The following is a 26,817-nucleotide window of genomic DNA, read 5'->3' on the forward strand; positions in this document are numbered from 1 at the left end:
GGCTTTTGCTTACTTTGACGATCCAACTGAATAAGCAATTACTGGGATTGCAGCTTAGCCAGCATGCGCTGCAGCACTACGGCTGCTTGAGCTCGCGTGCTTTGATCGGAAGGGGCGAACGCTCCTCCGTCCGTTCCGTTCATGAGACCGAGCCCGGAAGCTGCTCGTACTTGCGTCCGCGCCCAATCGCTGATGGTTCCCTCATCCGAATATTTGACTTCCTGCGTAATCACGATATCACTTAGCTTATTGCCGGTCTTGTACAAGTAAGCATTGACCATCATAGCTGCCATTTGCTCTCTCGTAACACTAGCTTCCGGAGCGAATTCCTTATCGCTGACACCGTTGACGATGTTCGCTTCATACGCAGCATATACGGCATCCTTGTACCAGGAATTGTTGGTAACGTCATGAAATGTAGTGGCGCTGCCTTGATTTTTCAGTTGCAATGCTTTCGTAAGTAAAGTTACAAATTGGGCTCTCGTCATGCTGGCATCCGGCAGGAACGAGTCAGCGTCCACACCGTCGACAATGCTTTGAGCGATAAGCTGCTCAATTTCTTTTTGTGCCCAATGATTTTGAATATCCGCAAAGGTGGCGACGCTTTCGGACGATCCCGGTTTGGAGTCGGACGAAGGTCTTTTCTCCAGTACCGCATATTTGGAGAAGTGCGTGAGCGGTGCCGTGATCGTGTTCGTACCGGCTAATGTGCCTCCTACGCGGGTCCAACTCCCCGATGGCTCGTCAAGTACATATAAACCAAGCGATTGAGGATCCTTCACCTTGCTGCTGTCATACAAGAACGAAGCTTGGATCGGCGTAGCAAACGATGCAACCAGATTTCCCTCTTCCGTCAATGACAGGTCATAAATAGGAGAAACGGCAGCGTAGTCGGTCATGGGAGGCGCCGAATCGATAGACTTTTTGAACACAACCGTACTGCCTTCATCCTTTATTTGAAAAGCTTTCGGCGGAATGGACAAGGTTACGTCACTGGATCTAATGACAAGCGATTTGTCCTTGCTCCACAGCTTCGCAATCAGGTCGGCATCCACCTTCACCGTAAGGATATCGACTGCTTCTTCCGTTGCAGCGTCTATCGTTACATCTTTGGAGTCCGAATGTAACGATAAAAGCACGTCTACGCGCGGAGCCGTCACCTCGTAGGTTAGTTTGCCGTTGGCATCCATGGAAGGAGCGTATTGGGTACTGCCTCCGGCACCGCCGCCACCGCCACCTCCTCCTCCGCCACCACCGCCGGTTTTCGGAGGAGTTGTCTTAGGAGTAATGCGATAGGAATAGACCGCGTCTTCACTAAACACATTGTTCTGGAGGAATGCGACCGTTAATACGGTATCCTTGGCAATTTTCAACGAACCGCCTTGAATATTGAAGCTGCCGCTTAAGGTTTGATCCGCATTTTGAACTCGATAAAGAATGATGCCCTCTGGAGAAGCGGTCGTGATCGTAACCGTCTGCTCGCCTTCATATGTTCCGGATTGCAGGTTGACGAACGGATTGGCAGGACGCTTCAGGAGCACATATGGATTGGAACGATGTGTGGCAGCTCCGCTGCTCGGGTCAGCCGACCAGAATCCATAGACGTATACATGATGAATAAGCGGACTGCTGTCCAAAATAGCGGTAAGTCTTGCGCGGCCTTCTACCAATGGCGAAACGGAAGGCACGGAAAATGTCGCATCTTGTTCCCGGTCCAACAAAGTTTCGTCATAGTACCTTGCTTCCAGATTCACGGAATAGGTTGCTTTCACCACCGTATTATGAACGTCCAGCAGAGTCGCATCAAAAGCTACGGTTCGATCGGCAGGGTAATTGATGGATACCGGCTCGATTTTCAATCTCGGTGTTTCAAAAGCCCGAATCCCTTGAAGCATACCTTCACCGTACACCATTGTCCTGGAAACATGGTCGTTGGGAGCTTGCGTAAGGTTGGCATATTCTTTTTCTTTCAGGGCACTAAGACGGTTCTCTTGAGCAGAAGTTTGCAGAATGGTGCGGATGTCTTCCGCATCCAAAGCTTTGTTAGCTGCCTTCAACAGAGCGGACAGCCCGGCGACAAACGGCGTTGCTTGAGACGTCCCTGACTTATAAATGTAGCCTCCGCCCAAGGCCGTGCTGTAAATATTGACCCCGGGTGCGACTACGTCAACCTTCCCGACATTGGAGAAATCCGCAATAGCGTAAGATTGGCCGGTAATCTGCGCAACGGCGCCGACACTTATCACCTCGTCATAGGCGGCGGGGTAACTCGTTAACGTAATGTAGCGTCTCATATCATTCAGAGGATCCATCTGTCCGGCTTCGTCCCGAACCCAATGGTTGCTTTCGTTGCCCGCAGCGGCAACAAGAACGATATGCTGGCCATATGCTTGCTTGATCAGCTCCCGAACCGCCCGGCTGTCTCCGGCAGTACCAAGGCTCATATTAATAACGTCCGCTTTATTCGCTATGGCATACTGCAGCGCTCGAACGATTTGCTCCGTATCCCCCTCGCCATTGCTGTCCAGGACCTTGAGCGGCATGATTTTGACGCCGGGAGCGATCCCGTAATCGGTGCCTGCCGCCGAATTCGCTGCAATAATTCCCGATACATGGGTGCCGTGGCCATGATCGTCTTGGGCGATGTCGTCATTATTGACGAAGTCGTATCCTTTGACTATCGAGCTCTTAAGATCCGGATGCGTCAGATCGATCCCGGAGTCCATAACGGCTACGGTAACCTGCTGATTTTGCGCTTCAGTAGAATAGGCGCTCATATCGTCCAATTCCGCTGCCTGCTTGCCCCATTGCTTCATATATTCCTCAGGTCCGGAGTACACGGATTGGGACACCGTATCGCCGGAGGATGCTGCAGCGATCAATTGTGTTTTGTAGACGGGCTCGGCATACTCCACATCTGGATTGCTTTGAAGCTCCAACAGTTTGGCTGTAACGGAGATAGGCTCATCATAGGATAAAACGGAAAAGGACGATGGAGAGAAGGAGCTGGATTGCACCTTCTTCAGCGCATTCTGCTTGTACTTAACGATGACTTTCCCCGGAACAATGTCGGCTTCTTTGAAGGTAGGCATCTCTGCTGACTGCAGAGAAACTGGCTCGGCAAGAACCGGTCCTTGAGCAGGAATTGCCAGTTGAACGGCAGTGACTGCAGCGATGACATAACTTATCCATTTTCTTTTCGATTGTTGAAACATGGCGTTCCTCCTCGTAATTTAGCGACAATCTATGTACTATCAGGTATCCTACCGTATTTTAAAAGATTTGCAAGCTTCTTTTTGTCGAAATCTGTAAATGGTTTATATTTATTTTGATAGGCACAGCCTGAATCCTATGAATCTAGCATTATGAATTATCCAAGTACATAAACAATTAATTGCACAACAAGAAAGAGCTGGCACACAGGCCCGCTCTTTCTGTTAACACAATATAATATATAAAATCTCGAGGTCAAGGCCTCGATACGGTTTTCTCATTACTGCGACGGCTCCGCACCAGTCAGTTTCGTACGCAGCTTGCTTCTGATCTGCACCCACACGAACAGAACCGGAATGTAGACGTATATAAAATAATATCCGACGTTGGAGTACCATTCGATCAATTGCTTCGATCTTCCGCCCTCGTTAATAACGATTTGCAGTGCAATAAATCCAATCATGAAAGCCAATAGACTGACGGACATCTTCATATTCCACGCCTGCTTGGCGCCGCGGCATGCGGCCCAGATCGTCAAAGCGACGTTAGCGGCTATTTTTATAAACAGCACCGAAATGACAAAGTACTCCAGACGCTGAAATAACGGCAGCTCGAGAATCATAATCAGGTGAAGCGTCGGCCAAGCAATCTCGGACAGCTGACCTTGGGTATAAAACATGAAGGTGACCAGCACGATCATCAAATAAAATATCGTCGCGGTAAGCAGGGCGGCTTGCGCCCACTTTTGCGCTTTCGCCTGCGAGGGCACCAAAGGATAATATAACATGAGGGTCTCGATCCCGAGGTATTGAAAAATCATGCATTTGAAGCCGTTATAAATCTCAGCCGGAGTACGTTCGTACAAAGGAAGCAAATTTTGCGGATGTAAATACGGAATGGCCAGGAAGTTCAGCGGAATGACGAAAAGGAAGGAGCAGACCACTCCCCAGAAGCATAATCCGGCGACTGAACGCAGCCCGCCCGATACCGTATAACAAATGAGCACAGCGATCAGGATGGTCACAGGAAGCATGTTCATATCGGGAAACAGCCATACTTTGACAATGGCCATATAGCCTCTGAAGGTGACAAAAGCCCCCAGAAAAAAATAAACGATGATCCCGAAATTTATCACGCTGCCGAGCATTTTACCGAAGCATGAACAGTTGATAGACATAAGATCTGCAGGTTGATCGTGTAAAATTTTACACATCATCCACAAGACGACATGTATGCTGATACCCGACAATAACATGGAAATCCATGCATTATATCCGGCAGCTTCGCTTAAATCCCGCTGAAAATCCAGAACTCCGACCCCTACCATACTGACGTACATTAGAAAAAAAACGAGATAAGGGGAAAGGGTATAGCTCTCCTTGCTCTTGGATGCAGGCTCCACAAATAATTCCCCCTCTTATTAACATCAGAGACTGACGCCAGTCTCGACAATTTTCAATTTCACTGTGACCTGCGTCTGCATTTGCGGGTAGCTGGCTTGAAACTCTTGTTCGTTCCATCGTATGGATCGGCTCCGAACGAAATCTCCTAGGCCGGCCGGATCCACGTTGTGTTTCTTGCACAAGGACAACAGCGCTTGAAGCACTTGCTCGAAATACGAGCCCAGCTCATTTTCCAGCATGGAACGGTGAGCGGAGGAGGTCGGATCGATCCAGTCCGGAACGTACTTGATCTGAGCATCCATATGTACGAGGACCGACAGGGAAGGCTGGGGGTGCAGCCTATTGAGGCTATATTTGACCTTGGAGCTGATGCTGTGCAATAAAACAGGACTGGCACTCTGCTGCTCCGTTGCACGGATGGAAGCCAGATAAGTGCCGTTATCGGAGTTCTCAATAAGCATTTTTAACAAAAAGGCTTCCTGCATATTGATTTTGGTTACATATTTGTCGTCTTTGAACAACGCCAGCCCATCTACAACGATCTTTCCTTCAGTCAGCTTCAAATACGGCAGAAATAGATCCCTGCCTTTCCCGTAATAGTTAAATAGTGCAATTTGCAGGTTATTATGGGGCAATGTTCCGTTTTTTATATGATGTTCAATCATGTCGGACAGGAAATAGGATTCCTCGGATTGTGCAACGGCAGCCAATATATCCGAAGCTTCCTTATCCGTAACACCAAGCTGCATCCGGGTGGATAGTTTGGAATCATGGCACAAATTTTGCATCATATCGGCTATTCCTTTCCGGGAGTACTCCTTTCCGTATAGAAGCATCCTCAGCTGGCCGTACTCAATAGGGTTTCTCGTTTGCGCATTGATCCTCGACATCATATCCAGATTGGTATCGGATTTCGTCCCGAGCAGTTGTACGCCTGACTCTCCTTTCTTCTTGTAATTGCCTGCCAGCATAGTGCTCTTCACGCTTTTTCCGGATAGATCGACCCCTATGGTTTGAATGAGCTCAATCTTGTTTACAATTTTCGTTTTGCTGCATGAAGCGATCAGCAGACAACAAGCGACTAGCAGAACGATCTTTGCCAAGCTTATACCCACGCTTTCTGTGCAATTACTGTTCTTCATGATCCTCATTGCGTCGAGCCGTCGGTTTTGGAATATACCGGAATAAAGCTTTCGGTCTCAAATAACGGGGGCGCATATTCGACGACTGATAGGAGGAGCGGATGAAGCTGTCTTTTAAATCCTTGAATCTCAACGGGTACACCGGGACAGTGTAAGGGCTGCCCAGCGATTCCAGACGGGTAATATGGACGATCAAGAAGCAAATCCCGATAAACATGCCCAAACCGCCCCATAGGGCTGACAGCACAATGAACGGAAACCGCAAAAAACGTATCGTATTGGACATTTTATAGATCGGCGTAGCGAACGAGGCAAGAGCGGACAACGAAACGATAATTATGAGAATGTTGCTGGTTAGAGCCGCTTCGACGGCGGCTTGGCCGACGATAATGCCGCCGACAATGCCCAGCGTTTGGCCGATCTTGGTAGGCAGTCTTGCACCGGCTTCACGCAGAAATTCGATGGTTAGCTCGAGGAACAACACTTCGAGCACGGGCGGGAACGGAACGTTGAGCCTGGAAAAGATAAGGGGGCCAAGCAAGCCCTTTGGAATCACCTCATAATGATAAGTCATTATCGCAACATACATGGACGTGGCAAACAGCGAGAAAATGACGCCGAAAATACGGATCAAACGAAAAAAGGAGCCCAGGATCCAGGGCAAATAATAATCCTCCGGGGAAATGAAAAAATCGAACAAGGTTGAAGGACCGGTAATAAAATACGGCGATCCGTTGCTAATGACGGCAACCTGCCCGCTAATAAGCGCATACACGACCCGGTCTCTGCGTTCCGTGCTTACAAATAGAGGGAAGGGCGACAAGCTGTTGTCGGATATAATTTGGTCCAGCTGGGAAGAATCAAATACAACCTCGAAGTCGATATCGTCAAGTCTCTGTTCTATCGTCCGAACCGTTCTTTCATTCGTGATGCCGTGTATATAGACGATCGCTACTTTGGTCTGGGAAATGCTGCCAATTGTGATCTCCTTGACGATCAGGTTCGGGATATTGATTTGTGAGCGCAGCAAATGAATATTCGTATCCAGATCCTCGACAAACCCTACTTTGGGTCCGACAACGCTAAATTCATTCTCGGTATCGTTATTTTTCCGCAGTCCTTGCTTGCTTGCGAATGGAATTAACGCAACCCGGGATTCGTCTGCACCGAACCGGACCATAATGTGTCCTTGCATCAGCTTCGATTGGATGGCGGCCGGATCGTCCGTAATTTCCATATCCTCGATAGGGAGCCATTTCCGAATAGCCTCAAGATCGTCGAAAGGCAGCATCAGCCGTTCTATGCTGCATGGTGTGCAGAAGCGTATCCTGGAGCAGCTTTTCATTAATTAACGATTTGTAATAGGAGACCGTCTGCTTCTGATTGGCTAGCGAAATCGAGACCGTCTTGAAATCGGCGGACAGCTCAGTCAATTCCTTCAGTTGATCCATGCTATCCACCGTGCTTTGCAATAAGGAGCCGGCCTGCACTTGCTTGGGCTGATGTTTGGGCTTCATGATTCTGTCTCCGAAAACGTTTGGCTAATATTGGGCGGTTCTGTGGTATTTTTTGTAGAATGCCGTTTTTTTATGCACAAAAATACCCCCACAAAGTGGAGCTTAGGCTTCGAAGTCCATCAGATACTTTGCGGGGAGCACCGATTACAAATTCTATATATGCAAAAGGCTCCACGCTATGAAAGCGAAGAGCCCTTTACATTTTTTATGGCATGGTTTGAGCGGTGAAGCGCGGTCAGGTGAAGCTTTTGGCGAAATAGCTGCGTGTTTCCGTCCGGGATTGGTTCGGCAGCACGCGATCCAGCTCGTCGTTTAACCAGGACAAGGTTTTGCCGCGCAAATAGTCCCGCATGGTTTCTTCGGCTTGAAGCATGACTAAGTTAATGGTGCAGGATGACGAACGGGAAGAACAATCCGTCTCTTCTTTATCCCGGTAAAGCAGACTGTTGTCTTTAATATTTTTGCAATGAAAAATGGGCTGAGGGCCTTCGACAGCCTCTACGACATCCCAGAAGCTGATTTCATCCGGGGATTTGGCCAGCCGGTATCCGCCCTTTACTCCGGGAACGGATCGGACGATACCGGCTTTACTCAATTTTCCGAAAATTTTGGATAAATACGTTTCGGAAACACCCTGAAAGTAGGAAAGCTCTTTAATCCCAATCGTAGAATCCGGAGGAATATCTATTAAATAAACAAGGCAATGCAGTCCATATTCGACCCCGATACTATACTGCATAAGCGTACCTGCTCCTTTGCTACAAGCTATCGTCTATTAATCTTAGGAGGATTCGGGCTTCTTGTCAAACGGCGGATTGGTGTGAACGGCTGCCACGAATTAGGGTTTGACAGGTGTCATGGTAACGGTTATATTGTAGATATAGTTAATCGTCGATTAATATTATCGACAATAAAAACAAAACAAGGAGAGACCCATAATGGACAAACTACTTATTATCAACGCTCATCCGAAAGTGAAATCCTCAACCTCCTTCAGCTTGCAGGTGTTAACCCGTTTCAAAGAAGCTTATGCCTCGTCGAATCCGAATGGAGCGGTTGAACAAATCGATCTGTACGAGGATCATGTTCCGATGATTGATCGTACGGTGTTAAGCGCATGGGAGAAAGCGGCCAAGGGAGAGACGCTCTCGGAGGAGGAGCAGCTGGTTACGAATCGGATGACTGAAATACTCCGCCAGTTCAAGAGCGCCCATAAATATGTTATCGCCATGCCGCTGCACAACTTTAACATTCCGTCGAAGCTGAAGGATTATATGGACAATGTTCTCATCGCCCGGGAAACGTTTAAATATACGGAAAACGGATCCGTCGGATTGCTCAAGGACGGCAGGAGCCTCGTGGTCATCCAAGGCAGCGGCGGCGTATACACGAATAACGACTGGTATACCGAGGTAGAGTACTCGCACAAATACCTAAAGTCCATGTTCAATTTCTTGGGAGTGGAGGATTACCGGATTATTAGAGCCCAGGGGACGTCGATTATGAAGCCCGAAGAAGTGTTGGAGCAAGCTTATCAAGAAGCGGAGGAGGCAGCGCGGCACTTGTCGCTTGTTTCTGCGAATGGTTAATGACGATCCAGAGAACCGATGAATTCGGTTCTCTTTTTTTACATTTACTAACAGGGTACAAACACCTATAATTCGATCGGATTTGGGTACATGGTACGATGCTCGTTTGCAATGATTTCGTGAAGGATGCATATTTAGGCCTTGGCTATCTTGTAAACCATTCCACAATATGACAAAATCTGCTGTGAGCTTATTGTACAGTAAACTTCATAGACAGCACAGCATGGAAGGATGGTGGTGTATGGCACAAGGCTGAACGTTCGTATGAATTCTATAACTCATGAATATAATGCTTCTTTCTCCATCAGGAACGACTCAATGGAACCACAATTTTAATGAAAAATGGTGAGACGGACAATGAAAATGAAATGGGTTGGACTGCTGCTTCTGCTGACCGCGCTGCCGATTCAGGCTGCCGCGGCCGATGTTGCTCCCAGCAATCAAGCCGTGACAGCCGAATCCGCACAAGCGGCCCCTAACGCCAGCAAAGTATACCAGCTGGTGCCGAAGGATTGGGGCATCTATAACGATGGAACCCATCCGGTGGAAACGACCAAAGGATTCAACGACGCTCTGCAATGGGCGCATGCCAATGGCATGACGACGTTTAAAGTCCCGGCGGGCACGTACACGATCAAAAAGCAGGATCCGAAGCTGTGGCTGGATACTACGGCACGCATCAATATGGTTCCCAATATAACCTTCGAGCTGGACCCCAATGCGGTTATTCAAAAAGAGGCGAACGGATTTGCCGGGTATCAGACGCTGCACATCGGCTATGGTGCCAACAATGTCACGATCAAAGGCGGGACATACAAGGGCGACAAGGACTCGCACGATTTCTCCAGCAAGGGTACTCATGAAGGCGGATATGGGATCATTACCGAAGGAGCCGTCAACGTTACGATTGATGGTATAAAGGCGATTAACTTTACAGGTGACGGTCTGGCTGTCGGCGGGAAAGGCACGATGGTAAAAGATTTGTACGCCGCGAGCTTCGTATCGGGCTCGATTGACGATAAAGGGAAGCTCATCCCCGATTCGAGCAAAATCCGAGTGAAAGAGCCGCTGAACTTCACGAGCCCGATCTTTAAGACGGAGCGGGAATTCGAGTTTTCGAACGGCCAAAAGCTCCTGCCCCAATTTGACTTATTCTTCTACAAGCAGGACGGGACCTTCATCACAAGCATGAAAAACACAAAGCTGCGCCAAGTGACGCAAATTCCTGACGGCGCAAGCTATTTCTACGTTGTGTTCAATCAACCTAGCAGCACCGGAGCGTACATTGAGTTTTGGCAAAGGGCCGTTTCCAAGAATGTAGTCGTTAAAAATTCGGAATTTGCGTTCAACCGCAGACAGGGCATTACGATCGGCGGAGGCGATAACATAACGGTTATCAACAACGTGATCCATGATATTAAAGGCACGGCCCCTCAGTCCGGCATCGACGTAGAAGGCGGATACGGCGAGAATGGGCAGATGAACAGCAACATCTTCATTAGAAACAACAAGTTTTATAATAATGCGGCATATGACGTTATTCTGTATGATGGCCACGATGCGACGGTGGAAGGCAACCATTTGGCATCCAAAGGCAAAATTGGTCTTGCCGTTTCCCCCCCGTTCACAGGTGCGCTAATAAAAAATAATCATTTTGACGGCACAAGCATTTATGCTTATCACGATGTGAAATTTGAGGGCAATCAAATGAACGACTCCTTTACCCATTTGGAAGGCCCTAATTTAAGCATCGACGGCATGACGTTTACCGATTCTAAATTTGTGATCAGCAGCAAGGATCCGTTCGGCATCACCGCCTCGAACATAACGATGAACAACCAGAAGGGAGGCTCCGAATTCTCGCTGTGGGTGAATCCGATTCGCGTCACGAATTTGACCATGAACGGCGGCAGCATCTCCGGCGGCGTTCCGGAAGGCAGCATCATCGACAACTTGAAGGTTAGTGAGCCTGCCAATCTGAATATGCCTCCAGCTACGTATTCCAACTGTCAGATTAGCTCGACGACAAAGGGATTGACCTTGGACGATACGGGCAAATATGTGTTCAACCAGTGTACGCTGAACATGTTCGAGGGCGCCACAGTCACTAATCCCGGCGCTGACTTTACGATGACCAATTCCACTTTGAACATTTTGGACAAACGATTTGCTTTGAAAGCGGTCAAGGCCAAAAAAATCGTATTTGAAAAAAATATCATCACGGCGAACAAAATGGCGAACCCGACCGACTACTCGATCATGATTGGAGACTATTGGACCCGCAACAATCCGTACGCGGTTAATGAGGCTTCAATCAAAGGCAATACCATCACCTCCAATGTCGCAGCCGAAGGCATTTCTACGATTTATGCGGGTGTAGGGGCGCCTAAGTACACGATTCAGAACAATACGTTAATCAATGCGAAGCTGAAGCTGCGTCCCAGCGATGTCCAAAGCAACAATATCGAGAAGTAAGGCTAGCTGAATAAAAGCCCCTCCGGCAGGTACACACTAACAAAGTTGCAATAGCTTAACTTACCATACCTAACGGAGGGATCATCGGCATGGCTGGAACAGTAGGCACCGGGAGCAATTTTATGGCAGCGGTTCGCGAGCGGCGCACCATCTATGGAATCAGCAAGGAATCGTCCGTAGCGGACGAACGGATTGTGGAGCTCATTGAAGAGGCGGTGAAGCATACGCCGTCCGCATTCAACTCACAAAGCGCACGGGTCGTCGTGTTATTCGGGGAGCACCATAACAAACTGTGGGATCTTACCAAGGAAGTATTGAAAGGTATGGTCTCCGCAGATCAATTCGCATCGACCGAGCAAAAGCTGAACGGCTTCCGTAATGGACACGGAACCGTGCTGTTTTTCGAAGACATGACGGTTATCGAAGGACTTCAGTCGAGCTTTCCGACGTACAAGGAGCATTTCCCGGATTGGTCGATGCAATCGAACGGCATGCTGCAGTTCGTTATCTGGACGGCGCTGGAAAGCGAGGGGCTGGGAGCGAACCTCCAGCATTACAATCCGTTGATCAATGATAAAGTGAAGGACGAGTGGAGCATTCCGGGCTCGTGGAAGCTGCTGGCTCAGATGCCTTACGGCAACCCGACGGCTCAGGCCGGGGACAAGGAATTCAAGCCATTGTCCGAACGAATGAAAGTGTTCAAGTAATTCATGCAAAAGCTCTCTGTCGACTGGAGGATCGTCGCTGACAGAGAGCTTTTTTCATTCAAAGGAAGGCTTCCTCGGATAAGTCCGTGTTGATTCCGATGGCGGCGCGGCTGCCTTCGGCTGCGGCGATGATAAGCTGGGAAGGCGCGACGACCGACGTATCCCCGGCTGCATAAACGCCTCTCACATTGGTTCTCCCGAAGGAATCGGTGACGAAGCCGTTCAAGGAGTTGGTCAGACAGCCTAGCTGCGCACCGAAGGGCGCTGCCTGATACCATTGGGGAGAAACGAAGCCTCCCGATCTGGCGATACTGGAGCCGCCTTCGAATACAACGCGTTCCATCAAGCCATTGTTTCCTTCCAATCGGGCGATTCTTTGTTCCATAACCCCGATTCCTTTACTGTTCAGCAGGTGGAGCTGCTGCGGATTCAACACTCGATTGCCGTTGCTGCAAAGAATAAGGTCACGGCTCCAATTCCATATAATCCTCGCCGAAAGAAACAGGTTCGGCCCTTCGGCTATGACGACCAGCGGCTTGTCTCTAAGCTCCCAGCCGTCGCAGTACGGGCAACTGAACAGGCTCTTGCCGTAATAATCATGAATTCCCCTAACCTCGGGAAGCACTTCCCTCAGGCCGGCGGCGAGCAGAATCGTCCTGGCATCGAATCGTTCGCCCGTTCGGGTTGCGAGCCGGAAGGTATGTCCCATCCTTTCCACGGATACGACTTCCGTGTCATTGTGAATTTGAACGGAAGGGTACCGGCGGATATCCTGCTGAGCGTAGCTGCGAAACTCGCCCGGCTTTACCCCGTCCCGTGTTATAAACCCGTGAGAGTGCCGGGTTACTGCGTTCCGCGGTTGATTGCTATCGAATAATATCACGTGTCTTCGGGCTCTGCCCAGCACCAGTGCCGCGTTCAAGCCGGCGGGGCCGCCTCCGACAATAGCGCAATCCAGCAGCATCGGGAATCACTCCTTGAATGGCTCATTATCATTTTATAGATACTTATTGCCCGTAACCGTGGAATATGAACTGCTGAGCTTTTTACCCATAGGATTTTTCTGTCCAATGGTTATACAACGGGAACAATGCTTATAGAAATAGAAGTGATTGTTCAAAAACTTGGGTTTTCCTTATGGGAATGCCTAATGAAGGAGTGTCATCGATGAAAAAAGGAATGACCGCATTGCTGGCGGCCGCATGCCTAACCCTGGCGTCTATTCCTGTCGGGCTGACGGCGGGTCCCGAGAAGGCGTTTGCTTGCTCGAAGGGGGAGACTACGACCCCGGAATATGATTATTCCGTATCGAGCCACGTGCTGTACGGAATGGTTTCGAAGCTGGAGAACGTGTATTACAAGGGCCAATTGTACAAGATGGCTACGCTCATTAACGATAGCCAGCTGAAAGGAAGCTTCACCCGGACCGTGCTGACCGCTGCGGATAGCGATCAATGCGGGGCATCGCTGGAGGTTGGTCGTGACTACTTGCTCTATGCCAACAACCGGTTAGGGCGGCCTGCCGTATCGGTATTCGATGTATTCGAGGGAGAAGAGGCTGCAAGAAGGATACCCGCTCTGAAAAACATGGACATGGTACCGGAACCCGAGCCTGGTGTGCATACGGTTACTCTATATCCGGGATCGAATGTGAAGCTGACACTGGACGGATCGGCGGTTCCCGTAACGGCCACTCCCTTGTTCTTTAAAGACTCGCTTTATGTTCCGATGACGTTTTTCCGGGATATTCTCGGCTACGTAACCGTCTGGAACAGCGATCCGAACCGGTTCGAAATATTGCTCCGTTCGGAATGGGCCGGCATAGCCGCTCAGGGCAATCCGTCTCAATCGGAATTCAAGGATTCGGTGTCCGGCATACCGGTCGGCAGCGAGCCTTTCGAAGCGGCCGTTTCCTACTCCAATGTGCAGGTGAAAGTGGACGGCAAGCTCTATGCTCCTGAAGGGCAGCCCTTCTCGTATCGCGACGTCGTCTATGTACCGCTGCGGGATACGTCCGAGAAGCTCGGGATTAAGGTGAATTGGGATCCCGCCACCTATACCGCACAGCTTAAAGACGGACGTCCAATCGACCCCTTGGAGCATCCGGCACTCATAATGAAGCTTTCTTCAGGCAGGGAAGGGGAGCGCGATATCATCATTGATCGCTTCGAGAACGACAAGGCTATCTACCACTATGACGAGGAAGTTCCTTACGGGCAAACGGTGACGCAATGGACCGCTGAATTGTCGGATGTCCTCAAGCAGACGGGCGGAACCGAGGAGCGCAGCATACGGCTGTTTTTAAGCAAGGGAGAGAGGGAATACGAGCTGATTATTACGGAGGGGCTTAGAAACGCTTTGTTGACAGACTCCGCCGTGCGCAAGTCCATAAGCTATACGTTAGGGAAGGATCTGTACAACTGGCCGGAAGACGGCGTTATCGGGATGCTGCACATCCGCTCCTAATGTCGGAAAAGAAAACAGGCCTGGTTTAATCAGGCCTGTTCTTTGTTACGCTCTTAGGACAAGGAGAGCTTCTCACCGGGCTTCAGCGCCTTCCCTTGGATGCCGCGGGTGCTCAGAAGATCGACGAAGGCAGGTCCGTCCTGCCTGATCAGCTCGAAGGTGTCGTAATGTACCGGAACGACCTGCTTGGCCTGCAGCCATTCCGCTGCGGTCGCTGCATCCTCCGGTCCCATTGTAAATAAATCGCCTATCGGCAGGAAAGCGACGTCAATGTCGTTTCTTTCACCGATCAGCTTCATATCGAGGAACAGATTCGTATCCCCTGCATGCAGAATCGTTTTGCCATTCCAGCGGATAATGAATCCGGCAGGCATTCCGGCATAGACGATTTGCTGTTTGTCGTGATCAATGATCCCTGAGCTGTGGAAAGCTTGTACCATCTGGAGCTCGGCAAATCCGAGAGAGAGGCGGCCGCCGATATTCATATCTTTGGTCTTGACGCCTTGCCAGCTCATATAGGTAGCCAGCTCGTGAATGGCAATAATGGTCGCATCGTTGGCGCGGGCGATCTGGGCTGCGTTGGCAATGTGGTCTGCGTGAGCATGCGTCAGCAGCACGTGTTGAACGCGAATGGATTCCGGATCTACGGAAGCCAGCGGATTGCCTGTCAGGAAAGGGTCAATAACAAGCGAGTGCTCCCCGTCCGACAGCTGAATGCAGGAATGTCCGTGATATTCGATCGTTAACATAACAGTCACCTCTTATCCGAATAGGTAGTATTTTCCCATCCTTATTATACCGGAGCAGGGAGAGAGCATACAAATGCTGCCGCAGTTTTAGCCGGCTGACAATGAAGCCCTTCTCCCGAGCCACTCCCTAATCGTTACAGATAGAAGGGGATATGGTATAATGTTCCTGTTTTATCGCAATGGTAAGGGGATGATGGAATGCACACAGGCTTTGGACCGCCGCCCATATTCAGCTTCATGTTCGGACTCATAAGCTTCTTAATCATTGGAACGATCGTCTTTGTCGCTGTCCGTGGACTAACTACGTGGACCCGCAACAACGCAGCGGATGTAGTAAGCGTACCGGCGCGCATTGTCTCCAAACGAACCAATGTATCCGGGGGATCCGGAGACACCAGCGCAACTACAACGTATTATATTACTTTTGAATTTGCCGACAAGGAACGTATCGAGCTTCAGGTACGAGGGAATATGTACGGTTTGCTGGTCGAAGGGGACGAAGGAACCCTTGTTTATCAAGGCACCCGGTTTCATGAGTTTCAAAGGCAATGATCGCATACTAAGCCAAAAGAAAGAGAGCCCCGGAGAGATCCGGGGCTCTCTGAGCTTATTTTGAAGCCTGGTTCACTCAAACATGCTAATGTTGGTTAGGTGGTATGTCCAGGAGTATCTCCAGGAGAAGCGACAAGGTTCCGTTTGTTTTCTGGAAATTGACGTTGGAAAGCGATGAAAACAATGCTCTACGGAAGGAAGTAGCTCGTCGGGATACCGTTGTACCTTTATGTTCAGCTACTTAGGTCTTTCAATAAGCCAATTCGCGAGGTGCCTGTAACGCTGGAGAGCATAGTTGGGCCGGATCGGACCGTAGATCCGTTATTTCATCAAAAACGGACCTTTTTGCAGAGTGATCGGACAACAGATCCTTTATTTCGAGAAAATACACCGTTTTTTTCGGTAAAATCAGCAAATAACGGATTATCTGTCCGATCACTCTCCAAAAGTAGTCTCATTTCAGAAAATAACGGATTTCCTGTCCGATTCTCATTAGCTTGGCTGGAGGGAGGTACACCACCAAAGACGTCTGGTGGTCATTTTCTTAAAAACAAAGGCGGTCGCTTAAGAGTTTTCCGTAGGACAACTGGCATCGTAAGTGGAGAGACCCACCCACCTTTAGCATTTTCGATGGAATCGGTGTTCTCAACAAGCTTAGAGCCCCGGGGAGATCCGGGGCTCTGCTCATGAATCCAAACGAATCTGGAATAGCGGCTCCTGGGAGCCGCTTCCCATGATCTGCAGCTCGTCTCCATTCAAGCGGACGGATGGGCACGACTTCAGCCAATGCTCCGCATCGGCCTGGCCGGGCTGCCCGTAAACGGCGGTTACAAGCCAGCTTACCCCCGGTTTCATGCTCATCCGAAGCGTCGGAATGACGGTGCGCGGATACATCACATTCGTATTCGCATTGGGATAGATCAGCTCCGCTTTCCCGGCTCCGTGCAGTAAAACAATACCGCTCGCACCGGCGGAATTGGCGGCACACGCTGTTACCTCCCCTTCATCGGTCCGCAGCGGACTTGTACCGCATCGGCCTTCCTCGATACCGAGAGCGAAGCCTCCATCCGCCAGATCAAGCGTTCGTTCCGAGGATATGCGGTGTACCCTTACATGCCACGGCGTCCCCGGAATGATCCACGTTTGGACCTTGACATCATTCCAAGGCTTCCACCGTGCATGGATTCTGCCGTTGTCGTCGATGGAGGTTTCCTCGCACTTGCGTTTGACCCGGTACAGATTGTCGCCTTCGCTGATCGCCAGCATCGAATCGAATGCTCCTTGACTCAATCCCCATTCGGCGCGCGGCACACTGAAGCCGAACCGGGTCGAATAAGCGAACTTCTCATATTTGGCTGACGTGTGAGTGTGCTCGTTCGTCGACAGATGACCCGCATTGAACGCAACGATATGTGAAGCTGCTGCGTCTCGGCAAATGACGAGATGCGGCTTCTGCTGAACGCTTTGAGGCGCCAGCCTCGGCAGAGGGAGCTCCTCCGCTGTCCAGAACGGATGATCCTCCGGAAGAGCCAGAGGCAAAAAGGATTTCAGCGCCCAGTACGGCGAGCCCGGCGAATTGTAGTTTTCCGCCATAACCAGATTCGGGTAGGCGTAGCCGATCGACAAGGTTCCGTCCGGATGAAAGATCGGCTGACGGAACCACCATCGCAAGTGTCTCAGCACAATACCCTTCATGACCCCCATGGGGTAAGGCTCCACGCCGGCATAGACCAGCGCGCCCCAAAAGGCGGCTTGTGAAAAACGGTACGTCAGACTCCGGCCATAAGGCAAAGCCGCGCCATCCTCATCGAACCAATGAATGAAGGAGTGAGCGAATTGCTCCGCTCTTTGTTTGTACAAACGGGATCGTTCCGGATCCTCCTCTTCCATCAGCTTGGCATAAAGCAGCCCGTAAAAGTGAATGGCAAAAGGCACATAATAGTCGCTGTGCCCGTTAACGCCGTCGGCATACCAGCCTTCTCCCAAATAAAAGCGCTCCATCGCGTCCAACGTTTGCTCCAGCAGCTCTTGACGGTAAGGAAGGCCGGCCTTTTTGAAGCCCATTTGGACCAGAACCAGAAAGAACAGCCAATTGCAATCCCACAGTTTACTATGACTAATGGGCTCCAGCCAGTCGTAGAGACGCTGAAGCTCCTGAGCGGTAAAGCTTGCTTTGATTTTATCCGGGATCAATGCAAGCGCGAAGCCGAAGGCAGCCATTTCTACCAGACGCTGGTCGTAATCGGTGACAGTGCCCCAATATTCTTCATGGGAAGGATCCGTGCCGTTTTTTATCCCCTGAACGTAGGTCTCCCACAGCTCGCTGTCGCTCCCGTCCGCCATGTACGGAACGAGTCCCCACAGTACTCTTGAGAAGCCCTCGATCCCAGCAATATGATCTGGATAGCTAGCTCCGGTGTTGCCGATATGAAGACGTGAGGAGCCTGTGCTGTAGTACGGCTTCAAAGGATCCGTAAGCTGCAAAAAGGCACGGCGAAGATCGTCTCGTGTTATTAGCGGATTAAGCGTGATCGGTAAATCCCAGGGTTTCATGAAAATGCCTCCGTGTCGTAGATGAAATGAAATTGCTTCGATTATACCGCGATTTTTAGACCGGGGAGCGTTTTGCAGCCAACAAGTCAAGATTGTAGAGAAACAAATCAAAATACCGTTATGACCCATTGCCTTACCAATTAGTGGGTAGACCCTATCGTGGCCTTTCTATGGAGGATGAGAAAAGCATTCAGCGTCAGCTTCCGATGAAACTGTCGCGATAGGTAAGCGGCAGTTGCGGCTAGTCAGAAGCAGGAACTAATACAAGGGAAATGGAATATATCAGGTGACTTTTATTGGCAGGTGATTAGCATGCGTGAACAAGTGATCTCGGAGCTTGAACGTACAGGAGTTCCATTTACCGTAAATGCGCCGATGCACACTTATACTACTTGGAAAATCGGTGGGCGATGCGACCTCATCGTCTTTCCGCGTACGATAGAGGAAATATCAGCAGCCGTTCGCATTCTTAATGCGGAGGCAGTACCCTGGATGGTCATTGGCAAAGGCTCCAATATGCTGGTTTCCGATGAGGGATTTCGTGGTGCGGTGTTACGTCTAGCAGGGGAATGGGACACGGCTTCGTTCAACGAGGACGGCGTTCTTGCCGGCGGCGGGTTTTCATTGATAACGCTATCGCTTCAAGCCGCTAAGCATGGTTTTGCGGGATTGGAATTTGCAGGCGGGATTCCAGGTACGGTAGGCGGAGCTGTCTGTATGAACGCCGGCGCCCATGGTTCGGACGTATCGCAGATTCTATCGAGAGCATTCGTTATGGATGAAAAAGGGGATGCTTTCTGGCTGGAAGCCCGAGATCTTGCTTTTAGTTATCGTGAATCCGTACTGCAACGCAAACCTTGGATTGTTTTGAAGGCGTTGTTTTCCCTTTCCCGGGGCGACCGCTTGACCATTGCGGAAAATACAAAACGATATAAAGAAAAACGGATGAGGACACAGCCTCTTAAGCAGCCCTCATGCGGAAGTGTATTTCGAAATCCGTTACCACTATTCGCAGCGGAGATACTAGAGTCCTGCGGTTTAAAAGGGTACTCCATTGGGGGAGCCCAAATTTCCGGCCTCCATGCCAATTTTATTGTCAATACAGGAGGAGCTACGGCTGATGACGTAAGAGCGCTAATCCGATTAGCTCAAGCTCGCGCGAAGCAAGAACGCGGCGTCGACCTCGTTACGGAGGTGAAATTCGTCGGTTTTTCTTCCGAATAAGCTCCTACCTATATCTGCGATCATTGCAATCAGAGTGTTGTCTAGTGAATATATCACCATAAAAGCTTGTTGTTGTTATTCATTTTCAGTATGCTAAGATTAGGAATACCGAGTGGAAATTGAGTCAGATGTGAGGTAACTTCATGCAGAAAAGAAACAGCCGTAAATATTTTCGCATTCGATTGGACGAGATGATTGTTACCTTGCGCGAGGAGATTGTTTCGGGCAAATATGCCGTCGGCGGCTTTTTGCCATCGGAGAGCGATCTGGAGGTCCGGTTCCAGCTCAGCAACAACTCGGTCCGCAAAGGATTGGATACGTTAGTTGCCGAAGGACTGATCGAGAAAATCGCCCGTGTCGGCAACAGGGTCAAAAGCCCCCGTCCCGAGCACGGCACGATTCTGAAATTCGGCTACGTCCGTGCGACGGCCGAGCTGGCCGGAATGGACAAGCTGCTGAAGGCGTTTCACGAATTGTACCCGCACATCCAGGTGCAGCCTGTAGAGCTTCCCCAGTCCAGCTACAGCCGGGCCCTCAAGGAATATATGGAAGCGGACATGGTCGATGTGGCGATGCTCAACAACAATAATTTTCAAGACTTCGAGGAAGGGGAGCGGACCGTACTGCTCGAGCCGCTGGAGAAAAACGACGAGCTCTACCCTTTCGCCACCGCCCCATTCTTGCAAGGAGATAGTACGCTAGTACAGCCGTTCATTCTATCTCCCGTCGTGCTTTGCTATAACAAGGAGCATTTCCGGGAATCGGGAGTGCCGGAGCCGGACAGCAGCTGGACGTGGCGGGACCTGTTCCGGTACGGCAAGCAGCTTGCCGTCCTTGGCGAACGGTTCGGGTTCTACTTCTACCTGCCGTCCCGCAACCGTTGGCCGATCTTCATGCTGCAAAGCGGGGAAACGATCGAAGCGGACGATAAAGGGGAATACCATCTGGCTGCAAGCAAAGCGGTGGATGGCCTGGAGATTTGCCGGGAGCTGCTGGAGATGAAGGATGTGTTCCCGGTTCTGCTGTCGGAGAGCGATGCCGACGCGGAGGCGCTGTTCCTGGAAGGCAAGGTGTCGGTTATTATGACGACGTATTTTTTCCTGAATCAGTTGAAGGATGCGGGAATATCGTTCGATGTATCGCCGCTGCCCGGACTGAACAACAACCGGACGCTATTGATTGTCAACGGGCTTGCGGTCAACAGCCGTACCCGCCATAAGGAAGCGGCCAAGCTGCTCGTCCGCTTTCTGACCTCTTACGAGTCGCAGCTGCTCGTCCGCCAGCATACGCTGAACATTACGGCGCATCGCCGCGCCATGGAGTGGCAGGGCGAGGAGTTCGTCTACCGGCCGTTCCGGTTCTTCATGTACCGCGAGATCATACCGACGTTCCGGCTCATTAAGGAAATGGGGCTGAGTAACAACCAGCTCAAGGAAATGCAGAGGGACACGATGCTGTTTTTGTCCGGCTTGCAGGATCGTGAGACCTTGTGCAGGAAGCTGGAGCTGCTGCTGCCGGAAGCAAGCAAAGGGAAGCTGGTCGATTTGCTGTAATTGGACGGTTTGCAAGGCAGCTATCTGTATGACTTGGATTTCATATGACGAAGAGTACCGCGCTCAGTACGAGCCGGTGCTTTTTTGTTGCCTAGAACCTCACGGCAAAACGTAATGATTCATGAAAATGTGATCATGCATCTCAGCAGGAAGAGCTCTATAGCTTGGCTTCGCTGTCCGGGAACCGGTCATGTCAATCCTCTTACCAATGATAGTTTGTACCTCATATATAACCTACAAAATATTCGTTTTGCATATTGACCACGCTTTCAGGATGGGTTATAGTGAATTTGTGAGTCAGATAAGAGTTAAATGGGACCGGGTATGGGGTAGAAACGAAATAGGAGGGTTCAATCGATATGCGGACAAAACGATTGGGAGTCACGGGGCTTGCCGTTTGCTTGCTGGCGGCTTCGCTAACAGCGTGCCAAGGAACGGGGACGGTGCCTGAAACCAAAGGAGAGCCGGCAGCGGAAGGCGGCAATCCGGCCAAGAAGGTCTCGGAAACGCCTGCGGAGCTGGTGTTCTACGTATGCGTCAACGGCTGGACAGAGCAGCAATTCATGGATACGTACGGGAATCAGATCAAGAAGAAATTCCCGAACTATACGCTCAAGTTCGTTCCTCAGAAGGATGCGCAAACGCTCCCCGCCGTCATCACATCCGGTCAGACGATCGATGTATTGATTAGTTCCATCGGACTGACTTCAAATTTTTTGCTGGCTTACTCCATGCAGGACGACATCAGCGATTTGATCAAGAAATACAATTACGATCTGTCCCGGCTGGAGCCGTCGACCATCGACATTCAGAAGCAGCTTGCCGGAGGCGGCATTTACGGGCTGCCGGCCAGCACCACGTCGGGGGCGCTTTTTTATAACAAAAGCCTGTTCGACAAGTTCGGAGTCCCTTACCCAAAGGACGGCATGACATGGGATGAAGTGTACGAGGTGGCCAAAACGATGACCCGCAGCGAGAACGGCCAGCAATATAAGGGAATGACGATGTCCGTACAGCATTTGATGCAGCTGAATCAGCTCTCCGCACCGCATATCGATCCCAAGACGTCCAAAGCTGCTTTCACTTCGGACTCGTTCCGGCAGGCGTTTACGAACTTATCCCGTTTTTACAAAATTCCCGGCAACGGCCTCATCGACAACAAGTACAATCTGGTGAGCCAGCAGGAGCCTTTTTACAAGGATCAAAATGTCGCCATGTACGCTGCGCTTAGCACGACCGCAAGAACGTTCAAAGACGCGGTGAACTGGGATGTCGTTCAGCTGCCGACCTTCAAGGAGAAGCCTGGCGTCGGGCCGCAATCTTATCCTACGTATTTTTATTTGGCCAAAGGAAGCAAACACAGAGATGCGGCGTTCCAGGTGCTGTCCTATGTAACGTCGGACGAATTCCAGGATTTTCTTGTCCGGGACGGCTATTCGTCGATATTGAAAAATCAGGGCGGAATTATGAAAAACTTCGCCACGAACGACAAGAATATGGCCGGCAAAAATGTAAAATCGCTGCTGCCGGTCAGGTTCGCCGATCCGACGGAAAAAACGGAGTTTCAGGCCATCGCCGACAAAGAAATGCTCGCTGCGCTGGTCGATGTGGATAAAGGCAAGGACGAGAACACCGCGCTTCGCGAAGCCGAGGAAAGAGCGAACAAAGCGATTGAAACCGAGAAGAAAAAATAACCCATGGACGGACTGGAGACTAACCGTATGAAGTTTCAAGGAATACAGTTTCATAACGTAGTCGAATTGGAGCAAAAGGAGCGGATGCCCGGCTTGCGGCTTCACCGGTTTCCGAAGCAGGTGCGCCATGCGCTGACTGAAAACGGCAGGACCAAAGCGGTGCAGTCGAACGGCTGCGAGCTGCGGTTCGTCACTGATTCGAAGCATGTGCGGGTAACGATGTCCTCGATAGAAACGACGGGGAAGGCGCTTGTCTTCCGCGGCGATTTCTTTCACTCCGCGCATACGCTGCCTGCTGGAGTAATGACAACGCTGCAGCTGGAAACGCCGGAACGCTTCGCGGATGTGATTCCGGAAAGCCTCGATAACCGGGCGTTTTCGTCAAAAGTATGGCGCGTTTATTGCGAAAGGTTCAATGCGGTATTCTACGATGTCGACGCGTTCGGACATGAGGTGCGACCCCCTTCCCCGGATGAAGTGCCGCAGCTGAAGCTGCTCGCTTACGGCTCATCCATTACGCAGGGCGCAGGTGCTCAGAGCCATTACAACGGCTATATCCAGCAAGCGGCCCGCCGTCTGCAGGTGGATGCTTTGAATTTGGGCTTAAGCGGTTCGTGCTTTTGCGAGCAGGAGGTTGCCGATCACATAGCGCAGCGGGACGATTGGGATCTCGTTTTCCTGGAGCTTGGAGTCAATATGCGCGGAAGCGTTCCTGTAGAGGAGTTCCAACGCAGAGTGCACTACATGCTGGATCAAATCATTGATCAGCATCCGCTCAAGCCGGTCTTTTTGACGACGATTTACCCGAACCGTGCGGGCTTTTTCAAAGATTCCGGCAGCATTCTGAGCGAAAACGAACGACGCTATAACGAAGTGCTCCGCAGCTATGCGGCGTCGAAGGGGCACCCCAGCCTCCGGCTGGTGGAGGGCAGCGAGATCATGACCGAATTCACCTCGTTAACGAGCGATTTGATCCATCCCTCCGATTTCGGACATATCATGATGGGCGAACGGCTCGCAGCTCAACTGCAGGAAACAGTAGAACAACTAAGGAATGACTAACAAAAAGGATCTAGAGGAGGCCATCATAGCTATGATTACGACAAACTTGACAGGACGGATCGCATTGGTGACAGGGGGGAACGCAGGAATCGGATACGCAATTTCCCGCAAGCTGGCGCAAGCCGGTGCCAAAGTCGCGATCAACTACTTGAGCAAACGGGAAGCCGCAGAGCAAGCGGTGCAGTCGATTCGGGGCGAAGGCGGAGAAGCGGAATGCTTCCAGGCGGACTTGACGAGCGTCGAGCAAATTCAGTCATTAATCGGCCGTGTGGAGGGTGCGTTTGGCGGAACTGTTGATATTTTGATCAACAATGCCGGCCATATGATCAAGCGGATCCCGAATGCGGAAATGACGGAGGAAGGCTACGAGCAAATTATGAATGTCAATTTGAAAAGCACGGTGTTCATGTGCAAAGCGGTGCTTCCGGGGATGATCGCTAAGCAGCGCGGCAAAATCGTCAATATGGCGTCCTTGGCCGCCCATAACGGCGGAGGCCCGGGCGCATCGGTATATGCCGCCAGCAAAGCGGCTGTGATCGCCTATTCGAAAGGATTTGCGAAGGAAGCGGCATCTCATGGCATCAACGTTAACGTGCTGTCGCCTGGCTTTATCGGTCAAACGGCGTTCCACTCGACCTTCACCTCGGAGGATGCGCGTAAGGCGACCGTGGCAGGCATTCCTCTCGGCCGTGAGGGCGTACCAGAAGATATCGCGAATACGGCGCTGTTCCTTGCTTCTTCGCTATCCGATTACTTGACGGGAGAAACCATCGAGATTAACGGTGGGATGTTCATGCGATGAGAATATCGGAGAAGACGGGACGTTATCGTTGGGCGAAAGACGTGCTGCGGCAGCTTAAGGACGAGCTGGAGCCGATGATGGCTTCGCCGCTGGCTATTCCCGTAGAGCCGGGCGGCTGGTGGCATCAGTACGTATGTCCGGAGCATCATACGGAGCTGCTATTCGACCCGCAGGAGCGGGATGCGGACGAGTTTGTCTGTCCTTACGGCTGCCGGCTGCATGGCGAGCCGTATCGAGGGGCATGGCTGGTGATGAAGCACCAGTCTTATGCACGGTATGCGCTCCAAGCAGCCGCCGTGTTCGCCGGGACGGGCGATAACCGGTTCGCGGAGTGGAGCGCGAGCATCCTGCTGCGGTATGCGGAGCAGTTCCCGCAGTATCCGATTCATCCCGAGGCGGAAGGCTGGATGCTCAAGGGCCGCGCGTTCCATCAGGCGCTCACCGAAGCGATCTGGGCAACAACGCTGATCCGCACCTGCCAGCTGCTCCTGGATGAGGGGTATGCGTTTCATGATGGCCAGCCGAAGCTGGACACGTTCTTTTCCATGCTGGAGGAGAGCATGACGCAGGCACGGCATATTTTGGTGAAGGAGCAGAATAAGCCGGAAAGCAACTACACCGCTTGGCTGAATGCGGCTCTCGCAGGAATCTATGCCTTGAAGCGCGATAAGGACAAGCTTGCGGAGCTGGTTCATGGGGAAGCGGGCCTTGAGCACCATTTGACGATCGGCGTAAAAGCCGACCATATGGAATACGAGGGTGCCACCTATTATCATGTTTTCGTTCTCCGGGCGTATTTCATCGTCGTCGAGATGGCTGCCAGACTTGGCATAGAGCTTTACGGCATTCGCGGTGAGCAAGGGCAGTCGCTGGAAGGGATGCTCGATGTCATGGCATTGCTAGCCAACGAACAGGGCGAGCTCATTGCGCTCCATGACGGCCCGTACCAGCGGATTCCGTATGCGAGAGAAATCGCCGAGACGGTAGAAATCGGATTGAGCCGATTCGGCAAAGCGGATTATGTGCCGATGCTGAAGGAAGCTTACCGGCAAATGTACGGCAAGCCGGAGCGCGCGGGACTGGAGGCCATTTTGTATGGCCGGGAGGAGCTGGACGGCTACCTCGATTCGGACCCGGAGGCTGCACCTGCGGCTGCGGCTTTGAGAGGCTCGTCCGTCCTCTTGGAGCCTTCGGGCTTCGTTATCGGAAGACGGCCGGGCGGGGTGCTGTCGTTCTTCGCCGACTTCGGCCCGCACGGCGGCTCGCACGGCCATTATGACAAGCTGCATTTGACGTTGGCTGGGCGGGACGGCTGGTTGGCGCCGGAGCTGGGCATGGTTCCGTATGGCTCCGTAACCCGCAAGGACTGGTATGCCTGCACGGCGAGCCACAACACGATCGTTGTGAACCAAGCATCGCAGGCGGCTCATACGGGCGAGCTGGTCCGATTCGATGAAACGGGCGACGGGACGTATGCGTGGCTTCGTTCTCGCGGAGCCTACGACGGATGTACGCTTGACAGGCACTTGTTGTTGACGGACGAGTGGCTGCTCGACTGGTATGAAGTGGAGCTGGAATCGGAAGCGGTGATTGATTGGTGGATGCACAGTCCTAAGCTGTCGGCCGTGTACAGAGGCGGTCAGTGGCGGTCCCATGTAGGATCGCTCTCTGATAAGGGAGCGTACAGCTATGTGCGGACAGTTTCCGAGTGGCAGCCTCTGGAGGAAGACGGAAGCGGCAAAGTATGCCGTGTGGAAATGTCCGGGCCGGCTGGACAGGGCGTTGCCTTATCCGCACTGTCGGCGGATTCGTCGCAGCTTTTTCTTGCAACTACGCCAGGCACGGCGGATAACCCGGCGCGAACAATCGACGGATTGCTCCATCGCCAGCGGGGCACGAAGGCAGCCTTCGTGACGGTGTACAGCGACAGCAGCATGCCGGCGGATATCCGTTGGCTGTCCGGGGAAGGGGAGCATCCGGCCCCAGGGTCGTCTGGGGGCCAGGCGAAGTCCGCTGCCATATCGTTCCGGAACGGAATATGGCACGCGGTGCTGGATTCCGTTCAGGGCCTTCGGCTGGAACGGCAGTAATCGGAGCGCGATGGAGGCGTTGGTGA

20 protein-coding genes are annotated in these 26,817 nt (G+C 51.4%); 11 read left to right on the plus strand and 9 right to left on the minus strand.

Annotated elements, in window-relative coordinates; genetic code table 11:
- Positions 1-38: 38 nt before the first annotated feature.
- The 6 genes from DVH26_RS11385 to DVH26_RS11410 form a co-directional block, all read right to left on the minus strand.
- Entirely contained in the window at positions 39-3,215 is a 3,177-nt protein-coding gene (locus DVH26_RS11385) for a S8 family serine peptidase (RefSeq protein WP_239633803.1), read from the minus strand.
- 278 nt (positions 3,216-3,493) lie between these two features.
- Complete coding sequence (locus DVH26_RS11390; protein WP_239633804.1) at positions 3,494-4,615, minus strand: GerAB/ArcD/ProY family transporter; 1,122 nt, start codon at positions 4,613-4,615, stop codon at positions 3,494-3,496.
- A gap of 24 nt (positions 4,616-4,639) precedes the next feature.
- On the minus strand, positions 4,640-5,719 hold the full coding sequence (locus DVH26_RS11395) for a Ger(x)C family spore germination protein (RefSeq protein ID WP_239633805.1): 1,080 nt from the start codon (positions 5,717-5,719) through the stop codon (positions 4,640-4,642).
- A 25-nt stretch (positions 5,720-5,744) separates the two neighbouring features.
- Positions 5,745-7,049, minus strand: a complete 1,305-nt coding sequence (locus DVH26_RS11400) for a spore germination protein (RefSeq protein WP_275590466.1) — start codon at positions 7,047-7,049, stop codon at positions 5,745-5,747.
- Positions 7,027-7,275 (minus strand): hypothetical protein, encoded by a 249-nt coding sequence (locus DVH26_RS11405; RefSeq protein WP_239633806.1) that lies wholly within the window; start codon positions 7,273-7,275, stop codon positions 7,027-7,029. Before DVH26_RS11405 ends, DVH26_RS11400 begins: the two co-directional genes overlap by 23 nt.
- 235 nt (positions 7,276-7,510) lie before the next feature.
- Entirely contained in the window at positions 7,511-8,014 is a 504-nt protein-coding gene (locus DVH26_RS11410) for an Rrf2 family transcriptional regulator (RefSeq protein ID WP_239633807.1), read from the minus strand.
- Between the two features lie 199 nt (positions 8,015-8,213).
- On the opposite strand from DVH26_RS11410, the gene DVH26_RS11415 reads away from it, so the two are divergent.
- The 3 genes from DVH26_RS11415 (at position 8,214) to DVH26_RS11425 (ending at position 12,046) form a co-directional block, all read left to right on the plus strand.
- Positions 8,214-8,864, plus strand: a complete 651-nt coding sequence (locus DVH26_RS11415) for an FMN-dependent NADH-azoreductase (protein ID WP_239633808.1) — start codon at positions 8,214-8,216, stop codon at positions 8,862-8,864.
- A gap of 357 nt (positions 8,865-9,221) precedes the next feature.
- The gene (locus tag DVH26_RS11420) at positions 9,222-11,339 is read left to right on the plus strand and encodes a right-handed parallel beta-helix repeat-containing protein (RefSeq protein WP_239633809.1); all 2,118 of its coding nucleotides are present in this window, start codon (positions 9,222-9,224) and stop codon (positions 11,337-11,339) included.
- 89 nt (positions 11,340-11,428) lie between these two features.
- The gene (locus DVH26_RS11425) at positions 11,429-12,046 is read left to right on the plus strand and encodes a nitroreductase family protein (RefSeq protein ID WP_239633810.1); all 618 of its coding nucleotides are present in this window, start codon (positions 11,429-11,431) and stop codon (positions 12,044-12,046) included.
- A 58-nt stretch (positions 12,047-12,104) separates the two neighbouring features.
- On the opposite strand, the gene DVH26_RS11430 is transcribed toward DVH26_RS11425, so the two are convergent.
- Complete coding sequence (locus tag DVH26_RS11430; RefSeq protein ID WP_239633811.1) at positions 12,105-13,010, minus strand: NAD(P)/FAD-dependent oxidoreductase; 906 nt, start codon at positions 13,008-13,010, stop codon at positions 12,105-12,107.
- A gap of 203 nt (positions 13,011-13,213) precedes the next feature.
- Between DVH26_RS11430 and DVH26_RS11435 the strand changes: the two genes are divergently transcribed.
- Positions 13,214-14,512, plus strand: coding sequence for a stalk domain-containing protein (locus DVH26_RS11435; protein WP_239633812.1), 1,299 nt, complete (start codon positions 13,214-13,216; stop codon positions 14,510-14,512).
- 53 nt (positions 14,513-14,565) lie between these two features.
- Here the strand turns inward: DVH26_RS11435 and DVH26_RS11440 are convergent, their stop codons facing one another.
- Positions 14,566-15,261, minus strand: a complete 696-nt coding sequence (locus DVH26_RS11440; RefSeq protein ID WP_239633813.1) for a metal-dependent hydrolase — start codon at positions 15,259-15,261, stop codon at positions 14,566-14,568.
- Between the two features lie 198 nt (positions 15,262-15,459).
- Here DVH26_RS11440 and DVH26_RS11445 point away from each other — a divergent pair, with 198 nt between their 5' ends.
- Positions 15,460-15,813 (plus strand): DUF2500 domain-containing protein, encoded by a 354-nt coding sequence (locus DVH26_RS11445; RefSeq protein WP_239633814.1) that lies wholly within the window; start codon positions 15,460-15,462, stop codon positions 15,811-15,813.
- Positions 15,814-16,497: 684 nt separating this feature from the next.
- On the opposite strand, the gene DVH26_RS11450 is transcribed toward DVH26_RS11445, so the two are convergent.
- Positions 16,498-18,366, minus strand: a complete 1,869-nt coding sequence (locus tag DVH26_RS11450) for a DUF2264 domain-containing protein (RefSeq protein ID WP_239633815.1) — start codon at positions 18,364-18,366, stop codon at positions 16,498-16,500.
- A 312-nt stretch (positions 18,367-18,678) separates the two neighbouring features.
- Between DVH26_RS11450 and murB the strand changes: the two genes are divergently transcribed.
- The 6 genes from murB to DVH26_RS11480 all read left to right on the plus strand — a co-directional run bounded on the left by murB (position 18,679) and on the right by DVH26_RS11480 (position 26,791).
- A complete protein-coding gene (gene murB / locus DVH26_RS11455) occupies positions 18,679-19,590 on the plus strand; it encodes a UDP-N-acetylmuramate dehydrogenase (RefSeq protein ID WP_239633816.1) in 912 nt (303 codons plus the stop codon).
- A 143-nt stretch (positions 19,591-19,733) separates the two neighbouring features.
- A complete protein-coding gene (locus tag DVH26_RS11460; RefSeq protein ID WP_239633817.1) occupies positions 19,734-21,143 on the plus strand; it encodes an extracellular solute-binding protein in 1,410 nt (469 codons plus the stop codon).
- Between the two features lie 359 nt (positions 21,144-21,502).
- On the plus strand, positions 21,503-22,837 hold the full coding sequence (locus tag DVH26_RS11465; RefSeq protein WP_239633818.1) for an ABC transporter substrate-binding protein: 1,335 nt from the start codon (positions 21,503-21,505) through the stop codon (positions 22,835-22,837).
- Positions 22,838-22,864: 27 nt separating this feature from the next.
- A complete protein-coding gene (locus DVH26_RS11470) occupies positions 22,865-23,899 on the plus strand; it encodes an SGNH/GDSL hydrolase family protein (RefSeq protein ID WP_239633819.1) in 1,035 nt (344 codons plus the stop codon).
- 34 nt (positions 23,900-23,933) lie between these two features.
- Positions 23,934-24,701 carry an SDR family NAD(P)-dependent oxidoreductase gene (locus DVH26_RS11475; protein WP_239635339.1) on the plus strand — a complete coding sequence of 256 codons (768 nt, stop codon included), beginning with the start codon at positions 23,934-23,936 and terminating at the stop codon, positions 24,699-24,701.
- Entirely contained in the window at positions 24,698-26,791 is a 2,094-nt protein-coding gene (locus DVH26_RS11480; protein WP_239633820.1) for a heparinase II/III domain-containing protein, read from the plus strand. Before DVH26_RS11475 ends, DVH26_RS11480 begins: the two co-directional genes overlap by 4 nt.
- Positions 26,792-26,817 lie beyond the last annotated feature (26 nt).

This window comes from Paenibacillus sp. H1-7 (assembly GCF_022354825.1).
Classification (GTDB): domain Bacteria; phylum Bacillota; class Bacilli; order Paenibacillales; family NBRC-103111; genus Paenibacillus_S.

What these genes read in the sequence shown, in the direction of transcription:
- DVH26_RS11385 (WP_239633803.1), bottom strand. Translation starts at nt 3,215, where the DNA reads ATGTTTCAACAATCGAAAAGAAAATGGATAAGTTATGTCATCGCTGCA.
- DVH26_RS11400 (WP_275590466.1), bottom strand. Translation starts at nt 7,049, where the DNA reads ATGCTGCCTTTCGACGATCTTGAGGCTATTCGGAAATGGCTCCCTATC.
- DVH26_RS11405 (WP_239633806.1), bottom strand. Translation starts at nt 7,275, where the DNA reads ATGAAGCCCAAACATCAGCCCAAGCAAGTGCAGGCCGGCTCCTTATTG.
- DVH26_RS11410 (WP_239633807.1), bottom strand. Translation starts at nt 8,014, where the DNA reads ATGCAGTATAGTATCGGGGTCGAATATGGACTGCATTGCCTTGTTTAT.
- DVH26_RS11415 (WP_239633808.1), top strand. Translation starts at nt 8,214, where the DNA reads ATGGACAAACTACTTATTATCAACGCTCATCCGAAAGTGAAATCCTCA.
- DVH26_RS11420 (WP_239633809.1), top strand. Translation starts at nt 9,222, where the DNA reads ATGAAAATGAAATGGGTTGGACTGCTGCTTCTGCTGACCGCGCTGCCG.
- DVH26_RS11425 (WP_239633810.1), top strand. Translation starts at nt 11,429, where the DNA reads ATGGCTGGAACAGTAGGCACCGGGAGCAATTTTATGGCAGCGGTTCGC.
- DVH26_RS11430 (WP_239633811.1), bottom strand. Translation starts at nt 13,010, where the DNA reads ATGCTGCTGGATTGCGCTATTGTCGGAGGCGGCCCCGCCGGCTTGAAC.
- DVH26_RS11435 (WP_239633812.1), top strand. Translation starts at nt 13,214, where the DNA reads ATGAAAAAAGGAATGACCGCATTGCTGGCGGCCGCATGCCTAACCCTG.
- DVH26_RS11440 (WP_239633813.1), bottom strand. Translation starts at nt 15,261, where the DNA reads ATGTTAACGATCGAATATCACGGACATTCCTGCATTCAGCTGTCGGAC.
- DVH26_RS11445 (WP_239633814.1), top strand. Translation starts at nt 15,460, where the DNA reads ATGCACACAGGCTTTGGACCGCCGCCCATATTCAGCTTCATGTTCGGA.
- DVH26_RS11450 (WP_239633815.1), bottom strand. Translation starts at nt 18,366, where the DNA reads ATGAAACCCTGGGATTTACCGATCACGCTTAATCCGCTAATAACACGA.
- murB (WP_239633816.1), top strand. Translation starts at nt 18,679, where the DNA reads ATGCGTGAACAAGTGATCTCGGAGCTTGAACGTACAGGAGTTCCATTT.
- DVH26_RS11460 (WP_239633817.1), top strand. Translation starts at nt 19,734, where the DNA reads ATGCAGAAAAGAAACAGCCGTAAATATTTTCGCATTCGATTGGACGAG.
- DVH26_RS11465 (WP_239633818.1), top strand. Translation starts at nt 21,503, where the DNA reads ATGCGGACAAAACGATTGGGAGTCACGGGGCTTGCCGTTTGCTTGCTG.
- DVH26_RS11470 (WP_239633819.1), top strand. Translation starts at nt 22,865, where the DNA reads ATGAAGTTTCAAGGAATACAGTTTCATAACGTAGTCGAATTGGAGCAA.
- DVH26_RS11480 (WP_239633820.1), top strand. Translation starts at nt 24,698, where the DNA reads ATGAGAATATCGGAGAAGACGGGACGTTATCGTTGGGCGAAAGACGTG.